The organism is Chitinophaga sp. (assembly GCF_035538455.1).
Classification (GTDB): domain Bacteria; phylum Bacteroidota; class Bacteroidia; order Chitinophagales; family Chitinophagaceae; genus Chitinophaga.
This window is the reverse complement of the sequence record NZ_DATLKJ010000202.1, coordinates 41,474-57,278: the sequence shown is the minus strand read 5'-3', so window position 1 is coordinate 57,278 and position 15,805 is coordinate 41,474. Positions and strand designations below refer to the sequence as shown.

General features: G+C 46.7%; 11 protein-coding genes. 4 read left to right on the top strand and 7 right to left on the bottom strand.

Features of this window, described 5'->3' with window-relative positions:
* Positions 1-47 precede the first annotated feature (47 nt).
* Both VM802_RS24205 and VM802_RS24200 read right to left on the bottom strand, forming a co-directional pair.
* On the bottom strand, positions 48-560 hold the full coding sequence (locus tag VM802_RS24205; protein WP_325535488.1) for a hypothetical protein: 513 nt from the start codon (positions 558-560) through the stop codon (positions 48-50).
* Positions 561-585: 25 nt separating this feature from the next.
* On the bottom strand, positions 586-8,343 hold the full coding sequence (locus VM802_RS24200) for a SpvB/TcaC N-terminal domain-containing protein (protein ID WP_325535486.1): 7,758 nt from the start codon (positions 8,341-8,343) through the stop codon (positions 586-588).
* Between the two features lie 371 nt (positions 8,344-8,714).
* On the opposite strand from VM802_RS24200, the gene VM802_RS24195 reads away from it, so the two are divergent.
* The 4 genes from VM802_RS24195 (at position 8,715) to VM802_RS24180 (ending at position 11,434) form a co-directional block, all read left to right on the top strand.
* Positions 8,715-9,557 (top strand): alpha/beta fold hydrolase, encoded by an 843-nt coding sequence (locus VM802_RS24195; RefSeq protein ID WP_325535484.1) that lies wholly within the window; start codon positions 8,715-8,717, stop codon positions 9,555-9,557.
* Positions 9,558-9,691: 134 nt separating this feature from the next.
* Positions 9,692-10,246 carry a DUF4256 domain-containing protein gene (locus tag VM802_RS24190; protein WP_325535482.1) on the top strand — a complete coding sequence of 185 codons (555 nt, stop codon included), beginning with the start codon at positions 9,692-9,694 and terminating at the stop codon, positions 10,244-10,246.
* A gap of 309 nt (positions 10,247-10,555) precedes the next feature.
* On the top strand, positions 10,556-10,780 hold the full coding sequence (locus VM802_RS24185) for a hypothetical protein (RefSeq protein WP_325535480.1): 225 nt from the start codon (positions 10,556-10,558) through the stop codon (positions 10,778-10,780).
* A gap of 114 nt (positions 10,781-10,894) precedes the next feature.
* On the top strand, positions 10,895-11,434 hold the full coding sequence (locus tag VM802_RS24180; RefSeq protein WP_325535478.1) for a hypothetical protein: 540 nt from the start codon (positions 10,895-10,897) through the stop codon (positions 11,432-11,434).
* 10 nt (positions 11,435-11,444) lie between these two features.
* Here the strand turns inward: VM802_RS24180 and VM802_RS24175 are convergent, their stop codons facing one another.
* The 5 genes from VM802_RS24175 to VM802_RS24155 form a co-directional block, all read right to left on the bottom strand.
* Positions 11,445-13,127 carry a vitamin K epoxide reductase family protein gene (locus VM802_RS24175; RefSeq protein WP_325535476.1) on the bottom strand — a complete coding sequence of 561 codons (1,683 nt, stop codon included), beginning with the start codon at positions 13,125-13,127 and terminating at the stop codon, positions 11,445-11,447.
* A 98-nt stretch (positions 13,128-13,225) separates the two neighbouring features.
* Complete coding sequence (locus VM802_RS24170) at positions 13,226-13,408, bottom strand: hypothetical protein (RefSeq protein ID WP_325535474.1); 183 nt, start codon at positions 13,406-13,408, stop codon at positions 13,226-13,228.
* Positions 13,409-13,647: 239 nt separating this feature from the next.
* A complete protein-coding gene (locus VM802_RS24165) occupies positions 13,648-13,842 on the bottom strand; it encodes a hypothetical protein (RefSeq protein WP_325535472.1) in 195 nt (64 codons plus the stop codon).
* Between the two features lie 186 nt (positions 13,843-14,028).
* Entirely contained in the window at positions 14,029-14,232 is a 204-nt protein-coding gene (locus VM802_RS24160) for a hypothetical protein (protein WP_325535470.1), read from the bottom strand.
* A gap of 199 nt (positions 14,233-14,431) precedes the next feature.
* Positions 14,432-15,799 carry an aldehyde dehydrogenase family protein gene (locus tag VM802_RS24155; protein ID WP_325535468.1) on the bottom strand — a complete coding sequence of 456 codons (1,368 nt, stop codon included), beginning with the start codon at positions 15,797-15,799 and terminating at the stop codon, positions 14,432-14,434.
* Between the last annotated feature and the right edge of the window lie 6 nt (positions 15,800-15,805).

Below are 15,805 nucleotides of genomic sequence, written 5' to 3'. Positions count from 1 at the left end.
GGTTGGGGAATCTGAACAGGCTGTTTTGGGGCCTTCTGTTTATATACTCAGGTTTTAGTTTGAACATTCAGTAAAATCAAAGGATCAGGCTGTTGATTCGTAATTGTAAAAGTTGTCTGTGGTGCTAGTGGAACAATCGCGGTAGGTGATACAATCACATGCTCATTTTTATTTCCTTGCTGTAACTGCATAATAGCATGGCCACTCAGGCAGTAAACCAGTTGTGCCGTGCCGATATGATCGTTTTGCCATGTTTGGTTGTAGTCAAGACGCTGCAGGGTACAGTCTGCGTTTATACCCTGTATCAGGCTATTCACCGTATCACTATATACGCCGAACTGGCTGTTGTTAGTGACAGATTGCTCCCCCGCTGCAGACGGCTGGTTATTAGTGGTCTCCGGTTGTCGCCGTCTTATATAAAAAAACATATACAAGACCAATATCAGCAGATAACCCGATAACGCCAGCCAACTATGTGTTAAGAACCACATGAGTATTGCAGTAGCTAAAAACACGATAGCAAGTGTAATGACAGTTTTAGTTTTAAATATTGTTTTCATCTCTTTAAATATCTGCTGACATCATTTAGAACAGTTTACTCAGTCCATATCCGATTACGCCAAGACATGCACCGATAGCTGCTCCCGCCAGGGTACTAACGCCTGGTATCGGAATAAAGCTCCCTATAATAGCGCCCGTGATCGCCGCAGCAACAACGGCGCCTCCTATACCCAGATCTTCTTCAACAGCATTCCCTACAATGGCGCCGCCCAAAGCTGGTAGCGTAACTGCTGCTGCGAATGTAGTAGGTGCGGCAGATATAGCCTCAGCTATTCCCACTGCTGGCCCTGTAGTAATGCCAAGCGTACCGACAACAAATGGATGTGCGTATATACCCACCACTTCTGCTTCTGCAAAGAAAGGTATGAAAGTACGGCCCAGCTCTGCGCCTACTGCTCCAAAGCGATTGTTACCCTGTGCAGTGTATATGATGCTGTTTACGGTATTTCGTATCGCTCCCAATACCCTGGCACCACGGGTTTGAGCGGGCAGTCTGCTGGCTACCGTACCCAAAGGATGCGTTTCAAACAGGTTACCCAGTTGTCCAAGCAACCCCCTGTTCAATGATTCCGGTGTTTCTCCTCCTGACGATGCCGCAGCAGCCCTGGCAGCATTCCGCGCGCTGGGTATTACAATATCCTCGTTCAGGTCAATTGCACCTCCCCTGGCTCTGAGAGCATTGGTACGGGCGTTGTCCCCCTGTACCGGATCATTGGTTTTGTCTAATGCAAAAGGCCTGGTCACACGTGTTGTATCATCCCGTCTGTAACTGCGCGGCGTATAGTCGGATGTGCCGGTTGATGGATTCCGTGTAATATCACGCAGCTGCGCAGCAGGTGCAACGTGCTCGTTCTCTGAAGTACGTACCCCTCCGGAATAAGTAGCCCTTGGCTGTCTTTGCATGGGTGCTACACTGCCTACACTGCCACGGGCAGTAGGAGGAGGCGTAGTCCCCGGCGTGCCTGACGAAAAATCAGGCGTAACAGCCACCGGCGGTGGTGGTGGCGGCGGTGGTGGTGGTGGTGCGCCTCCACGGGGTGCACCGGTTATTCGCGGCGCAGAACTTCGCCGGCGGGGTGGCGGTGGTGGCGGCGGCGGCGTATTAGGCAAGTCAGCATGTAAGTGCCAGGTTCCTCCCGGTCTTGGATTTGCCATCTCGCCTTCCAGGCTGATACCAAAAGTCGGCTCAAACCAGATCATACTGTTTCCCGCATTCACCCGGGGATCCAACGTCACTCCCGAGCTGGCTGCCAGCCGTCTGAAATCATCGACGGAAGGATGTTCCCTTCCCGTGAACCGGCTATCTGTAACGGCGAAATCAACAGTATCCGTACCTGTCGGATCCTTTAGCATAACCGGATTATTACGGCAGTAGCGGTATAAGTTAAACCCATCCACAAACCCTGCCGGGTCGCTGCTCGTCCATCGCCCCAACCACGCGGCATAATACCGCGCCCCGAAATAATAGAACCCTGTTTCATCATCACGCTCCTTACCACTGTAACGGTAACGTTTCAAACTCAGATCTACATCACTTTTACTACTACGATAAGCACTCGTACCATATGCGTGATATTCTTCGTAAGACACTACCGTACCATCTCCGTCGGTCTCCATCACAGCAGAACCAAGGTGATTACCATACTGATACCGCATCAGATTAATGTTAAGCGGATTGCCGGCGTCAACATTATCTGTATCCAGCAACTTGGTATCCACCTGCGCAATGCGGCCGCTATTGTCGGAAATGTGTACAGTGTTGCGCTCAAAGCGCTTATCACCTCCCTGGTATTCGCGGTAAATTTCCACTACCCCAAGGTATATACGCTCCAGGCGTTTACCCCCAATGCGTTCAATCACCTTCCTGATACGGCCTCCTCCTGCGCCATACACATAGTACGCCTTCCCTCCCCCTCCCAGATCAACCTGTTGCAGTTGAGCCATAAAATTCCATTGCAGGCTGTCAGCTGCCGGCAAATGCGGCATCATGGTCATATTACCATGCTGATCATGCTGATAGATCGCGGAAAATATTCCCGGCGCATCTCCCGGCAAACTACTACTCTTCAGCCTGTTGGTAAAGTTCGTAGCATCATCCTGGTAATGATAGTGATAACGTTGTGTCCAGTTAGCATTGGTAGCGATATGTTGTAACTGCAAAATATTCCCGCAATCATCATAATCGTACAACTCCGTATAATTCCTTACTGCATCTGCATCATTACTATGTGGTAACTGCGCAATAAAAGGCAGGTCATTATTGTTGCGCTGCACATTCCCACCCAGCCCTGCATGTTCACGGCCGGTAGCCTTCTTAAGCTGGTAATTGGCGTTGTACTCGAAAAAACTTTCCGGCTTGACAACCGCATTATTGAAGTAATGCGTTTGCTGTGCATCATCCCTTATCTGCACAATATTCCCCACCGGATCATAAGTATAAAAGAGGTTCTGATGACTGTCAACATCATTGCTGCCTGCTGTTTGAGTAATGAGGTTGATCAGGCGATAGCTGTTGGGATCATGAAAATAACGGGTAATGAGTCCATTCCCGTATTCAGCATGCAAACGCAAACCTTTAGCATCATAGTCCTGGCCTTGTAAAAAGGTAATGAACCCGCCCGTCCCCCGGATTTTTGCACGAAGGCTCTTCAAGTGGTTCGCTTCATCATAAGTGGGTTCAACAACAGTAGCATCCGGCAAGGTAATGCTGGTGGCCCTCCCTAATGCATCGAACTGCGAGGTAGTGGTAAAGGCTTCATTTTCCAGCAACAGATTAGCGGCATTATCAATGTCCGCAATAGTGGTCAATCCATCCAACACCTTCCAGTCCAATGCCTGTTTATACGCCACCGCAAGCTGCCGTTGGGCACTTTCGAGGTTCCCTTTAAAATCAATTTTCCCCATCGTCACTCCTCCTGCCTGATCAAATAATTTATACGCTCTTCCCTTGAGGTTGAGCGGAATACATACAGCGTCGGGTAATATATCCCCATATACCGCATAGTTGAAAAGAATCTCATTAAGCCCCTCTTTCACAAAGGCGCTCACAGGACGATGCAATTTGTCAAACGTAGCACGTATCTCACGCAGGTCATTATCCCAGACCCTAACCAGACGTCCCATTACATCAACAAATGACCAGGTCTCCCCTTTCTCCGCATTTTTGGTATATATACCTGTTCCTAGTATATTAACATGTGTTTCAGCCACACAACGGTCCAGCTGATCATATAGTTTTATCCAGCTGTCGTCAGGAGCCGTTTCATTATACACGGCAGTTGTTTTACCGCCACCAAAATCCGATACGCTGTAAAAACTACGTCCCATTGAATCTGCATGTACTACCGTAGGCGTATTATAGTGTTTAGCCGCCAGCCAGGCGGCACGCCGTTCAGGGTCCGCCGGTTCCGGATCAGTAACCGGATCAGGACTACCTCTGTCAATGTACCACCGACTGTCTTTTACCGTATCATTTGCATCATACCCGCTCGCGGTCCATCCTGCGTATACAGCTTTCACAAAAGTGCCGTTAGGATTATTAGTATGAGAAATACGCCCGACAGCATCATAGTAGGTAATAGCTGTAACACCTGTTTCTACCAGTGCAGCCTCACTTTCATATTCAGAAGTAGCGCTGAAGTAAGGTTCATATTTCTTTACAGCATTCCCTTTATTATTAAAAATAGTGCGGCCATTACCCACCCAGCGGGGATCTGCATCAACCTCATCTACCTGTTTGGTAATGGCATTCCAGCGCCTGGCCTTACCGGGTGTGGCAGGCACCTTCGTCATGATTACGCCGCCTTCCCCGTCACTATAGGCATAACTTTCCTGCCAGCGCGTATCCGGCATATTGTGCCGCTCACGCATGAAAGTATGCACGAAATTAGGCTTGGCATTATTCTGCCAGTTAAACAACTCGTACTCCATGCGTATCGTAGGATCTTCCAGCGTATCCCCTTCACCCGCGCCGGCCTTTCCCATTACCGCTGTTTTAAACACCATACCTAATTCATCCGTCTCTATAGCGGTGCGGTTCAGGTTCATATCAGTTGTCATAACCGCTCCCAGTGTTCTGTAATCGTTCTCTGCCCACTCCGTATGCCCCAGGGCATTTGTCGCAGATTTTATCAACAAAGTATAGTCATCAAATTCAATCAGACTTTCATTGTTGTAAACATCCCTCGCTCCGATAGGTGTATAGCCATTCGCCGCAGGATTGGCGGCATATATGGCAGTCCCGCTTTGTACCCACCAGTCTTCATCGCCTTCGCTGTGTACATACTTGGCATCTGTAAGCATAAGATCAGTCACTCTCATGCCATAACGGGCTGTCACCAGATTTTTGGTAAATGCCAGTTGGTAAGTTTTATACGCTATGCCCAACGGCGACAATGTGCCCAATGATAAAGCACTTGACATATCAGGTCCGATAAAATACTGACGGCTATGACTGACGATCTTCTTTTGTTTACCTGTCGTAAACGGGGTTTCGAACAACAGCAATGCTGCCGTACTTATATCGCTCCGCAAGCCATTTTTATTGAGATAGAATGCCGGCGGCTGTACAATGCCAGCCATCGTATACAATGTCGCTTCATAGCCCACCCGCAAGCGGTATACATTATCTTCGTCTATATCGTTGGTAAATAAAGTTTCTCCATATTGAACATGCATTTTGCTTTGCTCCTCCCAAACCTTGTCAGGTATTGATTCCGGTCCAACCGGCCGCTTAACGCGCGGGTATACTACCGTTGCCGATTGAGTTACATTACCCCAACGGTCTGTTCCCAATATAAAGGAATGACTGATACGCGGATCTGCAGATTTGCGGTCATAACCGTAAGAAACAGATTCCGCCGGCAACACCTGAAAAACCGCATACCTGTTCCCAGCACGGGGCTGTATCAGCTTCACACTATAGGTCGACTGACTCGTACTATAAGGCAGATCGCTTTCAGGCTCATGATCCTCCGCATATACTTCCGATCGCAGCAATAATCCTTTACAGGCGCGTAACGCTTCGCGCTCCTCGTCGGCAGTCAACTCCCAATCCGTATTATCTGCTAACTTGCTCACAATTTCCAGCTCTGGCAGTACACATTCTGCAAAATCCGGATGCTGAAAATACTCCTGCTTACACTGCTGCAATATCTTCTCTCTGTTTAGATAAGCGCCGGTATGATACCACGAAACAGTTTTTACAGGAGGCTGATGCAAATCTTCCTCTACTACATTACTGGCATTATTCAGTTTAAACTGCGCAAAATCTTCTGTGTCATAACTCTCCACCCGTGCAAATCCGCGGAACTCACGCTCTGCAGTATCAAAGTATCCATGACTGTAATGGTAAGAACTAACATATACAGTCTCCCGTACCTTATCCGTGGTAGTTACTTTATCTATGCAATGCACCGGGAAAGGAAGCCTCGTGATCCACGGCCGGCCAAGCTTTTTATCTTCCAGGTAATACCAGGTAGAAGGCTTATACTGAATGGTCACCTCCAATCCTGTATTGTTGATATACCCGGTAAACAGATGCGGTTTTTTGCTGTCCATCAGATCAATGTACAGCAGGTGTTGCTCTTGCAGCGGTGAGGAGTATACAATACATGCAGTGCCTGTACCCAGAAAATCGAGTACCGACACGTCAGCCAGATTATGTATTTCAGGGAATGGATTAATAATTTGCGGGCCGGCGGTGAAACCATTACCGTTTAAATTCATCCACACACGGAAATCATTTCTACCCAGGTATATGATGTCTGTTGTCCCGCTTCCGTCTATATCCGCCAAACGGATATAGGCAGGATCAAATTTATCACTGTAGTCAAATACCGGCGCATCTTCCATAGCAACCTTGGCGCCAAAGTGACCATACCCCATATTCGGCCAATAGCATACCTCTCCGTTGCGTATACGTACAATATCAGTTAATCCGTCGCCATTCATATCTACCAGGAAAATGCACTGGGTTTTGTCACTGAATATAACGAAAGGCCCCTTCTCCTCATCGATAGCCTGCGTTACTTTCCGCGATACGTCAAACCCTTGCTCACCCAGGCTTTCATACCAACGTAAATCATCGGCTTCCGTCACCAATATATCCGCGCGACCGCTACCCGTAAGGTCAATCCGGCGGGTATTCGGATCTTGTTGATCTATATTCGGGAAGGATATAAAATTCTTAAACGGCGTCCATTCACCATTTTCCAATAACTTAAAAAAACCCTTCGGTTCTTTCTCGTAGTGTACAAGGTATTTAGTGCCTTCTCCCTCCAGCTCCTGCAAAAAGGCAGACTCCTTCTGAAGCCCGCCAAATGAGGGCTTAGGCGATATTACCTGTGCAGGTGAAAAGTCGCCATTTCCCAGGTTACGTTTATAAAACCAGCTCCCCGCCTGTCCTGTTAATACGCCGGAAATACCTTCGTTATACAAATCAATCCATATATACTGCTTCCCGTCAATACCCTGCGGAATATGAACGGTACTTTGTTCAGCAACGGCCTTTACCGATGTATTCCAGCTATGTTGTTCGTAATGAAAAATCGTTTCCGGCAAAAACTTACTGCTGTATGCATTCGCATCAGCATCCCATTTATAACCACTCTGCCGCAACTTCACCAGGTATGAAAAGTGTGGTACCTGGCTACCTGCTCCCGCCAGGTCCAGCTCATCTTTGTAGAAAAACTGCATAGTTCTCACCAGGTAAGGACTGTGAGGTAATTCATCTGCTGTAAAACAATGAAACAGCATTACCCTGCTGCAACGCCTGTAGGTTCTTATCTCGAAACCAGCCCTGTACGTCGAAAAAGGGTCCTGACGGCGCCCCCATGTATGCTTGGCTATATCAATATCCTTAGGTACCGTAACGGATGTATCATGCTCTCCATAATCAAAGACCACCCTGAATAAAAAGTCTTCGTCTGCAGGAAGATTACCGCCCGGATACCAGGGTTGTTTGTTCCCGTAAAAAACTGTCTTCAGATAAACCTGCGTGCAATGATGCAAACGGTTCTGCTCAGATATAGCTGGGTCAATTCCCTGAAAGTCCTCCTGTTTATACCGGTAAATACAAATGTTCCCTTTGTCGTCGTGGGTATAACTCAATAACCATTCAAATACCCGGCTGCTATCATCAGGGTCAGTAACCCGGCTTTCAGAAGTTACCCCAAAATAGGCGTGTACATTACCTGTCGAAACAGTACGCCAGTGCACTTCTCCGGTAAGCGTCTGCTCCCATTTCTCAATCCGGGCAAAGAGTCCTTCAATACGTGGACAATAGCGGTAAACAGTATAGTTAACGGCATTTTCAGTCCGCGGCCGGGTATAAGGAACCAGTTGGCCTCCTTGCTTTTCAAGCAAAGGCACAAGATGCTCTGCGCCTGACATAATAAAGGTATCTGACTCATTCGCGTCATTGTACTGTGGCAGCTGTTTCTCCGTACGGCGCGTAATCCGCGGGATCTCCAGTTCCCACCCAATACCGAACGGACTATTACCATTGCCCGAATTATAATTAAGAGCAAGTACCGGCGTGAACCCATGCCGGGCAGGACTTACAGGCAGAGGTACGCTGAAAGAAGCAGTGCCGTTGACAGCATTCACCTGGAATTTTTCTTCAATTCCTTTAATAGCTCCGCCCCCACGAGGCAAATTGATAGCAGGCAATGTCGGCTGATAATTATTGAACGTACCTGCACTATTGCCAGCATTCGTTTTTGGGGTCGCGCTAACACTACTTCCGTTATCAACAGAAGTACTATTTCTTTTTCCGTTCATATACTTACACTAGAATCTGGGGTATGTGGCAAAATTGGGGTTTAGCCTAAAACGTCTTAGTGCACAACAAAGGTTAAGAAATTTTTCCTATAAAAACAAATAAATATGGGACTATAAATAACAGCGTTTATAACCGGATCATCCTGGCTTATCTGAATTTATTTTTGATATGATTGTCAATCAAACTATTATTTCAACATATACCGTTACACTAAACAGTAAAATTCCTCAGTGGGTCCGGCAGCTTTTCCGCTGTATCACCCCAATAAAATTCCGGCCAGCGGATATATACAACGAATACGGTATATTTACATAATGCATGAAAGCATAAACCTGATCATGCATTATTTCATCATTGAATATTGTAAGCCATGAAACCCTTCTTCTGCTCTTTCATACTTCTCTTCTTCTGTAACGCCATAGCAATAGGACAGCAAACCGCTGTAATAAAAGAAATCCTGCCATTTGGAAATAATCCGCAGGCAGGAAAATACTATAATATTCGTGGGATGAAAATGTATTGTGAAGTATATGGTAAAGGCCAGCCTTTGTTAATGATCCACGGTAACAATGGCAGTATCGAAAACTTTAAGCAGCAGATCCCCTACTTCTCCCAACACTACAAAGTAATTATAGCAGACAGCCGCGCACAGGGAAAATCAATTGACAAAGGCGATTCCCTGTCTTATGAAATGATGGCGGATGACTATGCCGCCTTGCTCGATGCCATGCACCTCGACTCCGCCAACGTTATCGGCTGGAGCGACGGCGGTATCAACGGACTTTTACTCGCAATGCGCCGCCCCGATCTCGTGCGAAGACTCGCCGTCACCGGCCCTAATCTCTGGCCGGATACCACCGCCATACATCCTGTTGTTGTTCAGCAAATCAGGGACTGGGCAAAAGACGCAAAAGCAGCAGCAGATAAAAACCGCCTGAAGTTAATGCAACTGATGCTGGACCAGCCTAATATCCCCCTGCAAACACTGCACGTCATAAAGTGCCCCGTGCTGGTAATAGGTGGAGATCATGACGTAATACGGGAAGAACATACCATGCAGATCTATCAGCACATCCCCCAGGCATACCTCTGGATACTGCCAAACTCAGGCCACAGCACCCTGATAACATACAAAGAAGACTTTAATAAAATCGTGGCAAACTTTCTGAAAAACCCCTACCGGGTAATTGAAGGTGAAGGAAGATTTAACTGACCCACTTTTCTATCACTGTTGATCCTCTCAGTCAATTTTTCTTGAAAAAAATTTCGTAGTTAAATAACTACACTTATATTTGTAGTCAAATAGCTACATAACTACATTTATTCAACCGTATAACACCAAAGTATATGAATAAGAAACTGTCATCTTCACAGCGCGAAACGCTACTCAAAACCCTGAAAGCCCGTTTTGAGAAACACCCGGCCCGCCACAAAGGCATCGAATGGGCCAAAGTACAAGCCCGGCTGGAAACCTCCGGAAAGCTGTGGTCGCTGAATGAAATGGAAGCCTCTGAAGGCGAACCAGATGTAGTAGGCTATGATAAAAAAACAGATGAATATATCTTCTTTGACTGCTCGCCCGAAAGTCCCAAAGGCCGCAGAAACCTATGCTACGATGCCGACGCACTGGAAGCCAGGAAAAAATTCAAACCAGATGATAATGCGGTTGATGTAGCCGAAGCAATGGGCATTGAACTGTTGACAGAACAACAATACCACGACTTACAGCAACTCGGAAAATTCGATACCAAAACCTCCACCTGGCTGCTAACACCTGCTCCTATCAGGAAACATGGAGGCGCTATCTTCGGTGATCGCCGCTACGACCACGTCTTCATCTATCACAATGGAGCAGAATCCTATTACGCCGCCAGAGGGTTCCGTGGCGCCCTGAGACTCTAAACCACCTCCGGCTGATCATAGCATCGCTGATGATCAGCCGGAGGCTTTATCTTTGGAATCAGTGTATGTATTAATAAGACATTACTTCCCCAACTATTCCAGCTGTAATCAACTTACATGATCTGAAATTTTTTCTCTACATTCGGTAGCACAATAGGTAGTTAACCTGATAAATAACCAATTTATACCTGTAACAGCTACATTAAATCCATTTTAGTATATGCTTAACCGTTATACCCATATATCCTGTATTACCAATAACATTCCCTCGATAAAATAACAAATCACTTCACACCTAAATTTCACAACATGAAAAAATTACAACAGAAAGTCCTGGCCCTGGGCGCCAACACAGCACTTACAAGAACACAACAGAAAAATGTACTTGGTGGAGAAAAAGCCAGCGCTGCATTTGGTTGCAATGACCTGTGTAATGTTGATGCAGACTGTCCGGGTAACCAAAGATGCTACCTCACTACCTTTGACAATGGTAACAAGTGTAAGAGATGTATTGAACCCGGCATAAACGATTAATACAGGTAATCCATTAATAAGCTGCCGGCACATCCTTCTGGCAGCTTATTACCTGGCCAGCCATGTAAAGCAGAAAAATAATCCTACTTTTAGGAGCTGTAGCATTATATATCTATGAACAAGAAATGTTACCTCCTGCTCTCCCTCGTCCTGCTAACAGGATGCAGTTACATCATCAGCGGCGAAAGCAGGCAAAAACACCACTACTCCTGGCAACGCGATCCTTACACCGGCGCCCTGCAACAGAAAGACGCCCCCTCAAGCCTGCTCACCGCCAATAAAGGCAAAAGAAGAAAACGTACCCAGATCCATCCACCCATCGCTTTCGTGGAATCTGTAAAATCATACCGCACTACACTGGGAGCCTTCCCGCAGGATCTGTTGCTCCTCGAGAACTTCAACGACCGATCCCGGAAAACCATCCGCGAAATGAAAATGGACGGCTTCAAAGAACTAACCATCGACTATCTGTACCTCGACTCCCTGGTAATAGCATTCACCTTCAACGAAGACGCCAGGCGAACAGTTGGCAATGCGGAATTCTCCTCCATCGACAGGAACGGAAAGTTCATCTTTGTCTATAACCGCCACGACTCTACCCTGATGACGACCACCGTGCTGCCAAAGAGGAAGAATTTCGTATTCAGAAACTAATGGTGATATATCATTCATCGCCCGCCAGGAAATATTTCAGATCATTGATGCTGTATAGCTTCGGTAACTGAAAGAACTGCATGCCGTCTCCTGCCGGTGAAAGAACCGATACAAAAAAAGTAGGCGTAAATTCAATATTCACCGCATTGCACCAGTCACGCATAGCCTCCAGCTCAGGCCCCTGCTGCTTTAGTTCACCGTTCATCGGGTACTTTTGCGCAAAGGTTTCGTAATCCTTTTTCTCAGGCAGGTACCAGTCGTTCAGCGCCTGTTTGGTGACGGCTTCATCTCCTTGACGGGCTATCGCCAGCAGATGCTGTACCGGCGGTGTTTTAATATCATGCTCGTTATTGGTAGCCGTGAAGATAATCTGCAACTGTACATCCGGGTTATGCTCCAGCAGTTCCTCCATCGCGGGATGCGCCTTGGCACACGGGCCACAATAGGGATTACATACTTTTATCACTTTATGCCTGGCAGCCGGATTACCCAATGTAATCCCCAATCCACCTGTAGGCACAGTCAGTGCCTTCTGCCGCATCAGCAACGCTTCAAATATCTCAGGGTTATGTTTCAGGCGTTGCAGCTCACTTTTATTATTCTTGCTTTCCTTGGCTTTCTGCAAAGCCGGCATCAGTAACGTTGCCGCAATAAATGGTACTGCAAGCGCAAGTATAGTTGTAAGTAACGTTGCCACTACTGCATGCTCAGGATAGACAAAATACCACCCTCCCGTTAACACTACTGCCAGTTGCAATAACAGTAACGCCTGTACGCAAAGACACAGCACACACCACTGCTTTACCACACGCCACTGATAATAAACAGAAAACAATACATAGGGGGACGCCAGTATACTCAACCAGCTTACAATAAATAAAGCCTGCGGAGATGTGATCCCGGTAAACAATACCAGCAACAGCTGCCCTGCAAAATAAGTAAAGCCGATCGTACTCCAGCTGATCCCGGAGATCTTGGATGCACCGGATTGCAATACCGCCCCGCAATTAATTTTCTTCCCCGCGCTACAAATCTGTTGTAGCACAGGATTATACTGATCCAGCTCATACCACAATAACAAGGTGCTGATAATCGCTCCTGCCAGGCCCAATACAGCAAACACAAGTGGCAACAATGCACTGGCGCCGTTTTGTGCAAACGTCATTATTCCCATTACCAATGCGATCACAGGAATACCAAACGCCGTCGTCTGCCGGATGAAATCCTGGCTCTTTTCCTTACGAAGACTTTTTTGATAGTCTTTTTCCCCGGCATGTGCCTCATCTTCCACCTCTGCCAGCAGCACCGTACCGGAATATTTTTTCAGGAACACCTCTTTCGAAACAGTACTCCATGTATGTTGTTCAGGATCATAAAAAGTAAACCCGTTCTCACCGGCTTCCTTCACTACTGCAAAAAAAGTGACCGATGAATCTTTTCCTTTCACAGTGGTAACAAAAGGCGTAGGGGCTTTATCCAGCTTCGCAGGCTCTACATTCAATGCCAGGTTATCTATACCATAACTTCTGAGCACATCACTGATACTTAACAGGCTGGGATAATCAGGATGTGATTCTATTTCCTTTACCAGGGTCGTCTTGGTGATCTTTACATGCAACAACGCAGCCAGCAATCCCGCCGCTTCCGCTGTATTACTCTTTGGCTCCAGTAATTTTTCGAAGAAAGCAAACATATCAGGTGCTTTAAATATCGGATAGTAATAACTCAAATTGTCAGCTCACCATACTATTGTACAGTGAGCTGGATAAAAACACAATTACTCGTTTGCACTTAGGAAAGCACCGGACATAATACATCCAGGCAATAAGTGTGGGGAGGCAGGCACGGATCATCCGGGCAGCAACGGTAACAAGGCTGTACCACATGGAGTTCGCCACCGCGAACATCTTTCATCTGTTCTCTTGAAAGGGTTTGCTTGGTCAGTTCAAGTGCTTTCATTTCTAGTTTTCTCATAATTGAAACGTTTTATTGATTGAAAAATGGGAGCTCATTTATACCGTGAAGCAGGGTGTGACATAGTTAAACCACATGGAATCACAAACAGGTTACAAGTACAAGGTTCATGCTATTGGCCAGCTCTATAGTCAAAATATAAAAAAAATCATTCATAGCAAAATAATTGCAACACAATAGGCAAGTCTTAGCTTTCAGGTTCTGGCATCAGTGAAGCGCTAAAACCTGAAAGCTGAAAGCTAAAGTTGCGGGCATACTATATCCATGCAATAAATGCGGATAGGCACACAGGCGTCATTGGGGCAACAGCGGTAGCATATAGGTTGCAGTTGGTGCCCGCTACCCTGAATACCACCACCACGAACATCTTTCATTTGTTCTCTCGAAAGAGTTTCGTTGGTCAGTTCAAGTGCTTTCAATGCTAGATTTTTCATAGTTGAAAGTTTTATTGATTGAAAAAATAGGAGACTGCTTATACCGTGAAGGAAGGTGTGACATAGCTATACCGCATAGAATCATAAGCAGGTTGTAAATACAAGGGCCGTTCTGTTAGCCAGCGCTGTCAGCTCACCATACTATCGCATGGTGAGCCGGATAAAACAGTAATAGTTCTTTTGCAACTAGGAAATGGCAACTACCGGACATAATACATCCGGGCAATAGATACGGTAAGGCACACAGGGATCATCCGGGCAGCAGCGGTAACATACCGGTTGCCGCTGAATGCCACTGCCCTCGATACCGCCACCGTGAACGCCTTTCATCTGTTCTCTTGAAAGGGTTTCAGTAGTCAGTGCTTGTGCTTTCAATGCTAGTTTTTTCATAGTGAAATTTTTATTAATTGAAAAATGGGAACTTGTTTATACCGTGAAGCAGGGTGTGACATAGCTATACAATATGAAATCATAAACAGGTTACATGTACTAGGGTCATTCTGTTGGCCAGCTCTATAGTTAAAGTATAAAAAAAATCATACTTAGCAAAATATTTGCAGTATAAACATCCCCTTTCCAATCAAAAAAATTACAGCGTCCGTAAATGCCAGGCCTTAGACTTTGTAAAGGCACGTATCCCCTGGTGCGATAATGTTGCACCAAAACCGGAATGCTTCCTTCCACTCCAGGGCACCGCCGCACTCACACGATCACAACAGTTCCAGTAGCCTGTCCCGGCATTGATCTTTCTCAAAACAGCTGCCGCCCGCTCCTGACTGGATGAATACACTCCCGCCGTAAGGCCATAAACTGTATCCTGCATCAGCTTCAATGCTTCCTCATCATCACTTACCTTCATAATACCAATCACCGGCCCAAAACTCTCTTCCTGCATCAGCCGCATGCTATGGGTAACATTCGTTAAAACAGTAGGCGCAAAGTAATAACCCGGTCCTGGCAAAGCTTTCCCTCCCGCCTGTATCACTGCCCCCTGCGCCAATGCATCAGCGACCTGCTTTTCAAGTTCATGCAACTGCTCCCTCCTGGTAAGCGGACCAATATAAGTACCGGCTACTGTAGGGTCACCCGCCTTCCAGGAATTCACTTCTTTTACAAACTCATTTACATAATCATCATAAATCTTCTCATGCACATAAATACGCTCAACGGCACAACAACTCTGACCATTGTTGTAAAAAGCGCCATCCGCGGTCGCAGCAGCAACAGCCTTCACATCCGGCACATCGTCTGTTACATACACAGGATCTTTGCCGCCCAACTCCAGCTGGCAAGGCGCCATCTTATGTGCTACTCTTTCATAAATATGCTTTCCGGTACGATATGATCCGGTAAAGAAGTATCCGTCAAAATCCATATCCAGCAACAACTCCCCTGTTTCTTTTGCACCCAGGGCCAGCTGAAAAATATCATCAGGCACACCGGCTTCCTTCAGCAATTGTGCAATATGCTGCCCCGTAAGCGTGGCATGCTCCGAAGGCTTATACATCACTGCATTGCCCGCCAGCAACGCCGGAATAAACACATTTACCCCTACGAGATAAGGATAATTCCAGGCCGAAATATTACACACAACACCAAGCGGCTCGTAAGATATTATCTCCTGCAAACCGGGAGCTGCTGTCATCTGTTCGTCAGCAAGAAACTTTTCTGCATTATCTGCAAGCCACTGTATACGGGCAGCCGCGCCATTCAGCTCATTACCAGACTGCGACAACGGCTTGCCCACTTCTGCCGTAAGTGTAGCTGCCAGTTCTTCTTGATGGCTTCCAAGCAACTCACGGAACCGGCGCACCACAGCCACACGGTCAGCCACACTGCGTGCAGCCCACTGCGGTTGTGCTGCACGCAGCAGGTTATATTTGGTAGAAAGACTGTGCTGGTTATCTGGTGCAATAGTAGCGATAATTGTTTCTGTAGCTGGATTGATAATATGCATACGTAG

Excerpts from the sequence above, each read along its gene's own strand:
- VM802_RS24195 (WP_325535484.1), top strand. The coding sequence starts at position 8,715 with ATGAAACCCTTCTTCTGCTCTTTCATACTTCTCTTCTTCTGTAACGCC.
- VM802_RS24160 (WP_325535470.1), bottom strand. The coding sequence starts at position 14,232 with ATGAAAAAACTAGCATTGAAAGCACAAGCACTGACTACTGAAACCCTT.
- VM802_RS24180 (WP_325535478.1), top strand. The coding sequence starts at position 10,895 with ATGAACAAGAAATGTTACCTCCTGCTCTCCCTCGTCCTGCTAACAGGA.
- VM802_RS24170 (WP_325535474.1), bottom strand. The coding sequence starts at position 13,408 with ATGAGAAAACTAGAAATGAAAGCACTTGAACTGACCAAGCAAACCCTT.
- VM802_RS24205 (WP_325535488.1), bottom strand. The coding sequence starts at position 560 with ATGAAAACAATATTTAAAACTAAAACTGTCATTACACTTGCTATCGTG.
- VM802_RS24190 (WP_325535482.1), top strand. The coding sequence starts at position 9,692 with ATGAATAAGAAACTGTCATCTTCACAGCGCGAAACGCTACTCAAAACC.
- VM802_RS24165 (WP_325535472.1), bottom strand. The coding sequence starts at position 13,842 with ATGAAAAATCTAGCATTGAAAGCACTTGAACTGACCAACGAAACTCTT.
- VM802_RS24155 (WP_325535468.1), bottom strand. The coding sequence starts at position 15,799 with ATGCATATTATCAATCCAGCTACAGAAACAATTATCGCTACTATTGCA.
- VM802_RS24185 (WP_325535480.1), top strand. The coding sequence starts at position 10,556 with ATGAAAAAATTACAACAGAAAGTCCTGGCCCTGGGCGCCAACACAGCA.
- VM802_RS24175 (WP_325535476.1), bottom strand. The coding sequence starts at position 13,127 with ATGTTTGCTTTCTTCGAAAAATTACTGGAGCCAAAGAGTAATACAGCG.
- VM802_RS24200 (WP_325535486.1), bottom strand. The coding sequence starts at position 8,343 with ATGAACGGAAAAAGAAATAGTACTTCTGTTGATAACGGAAGTAGTGTT.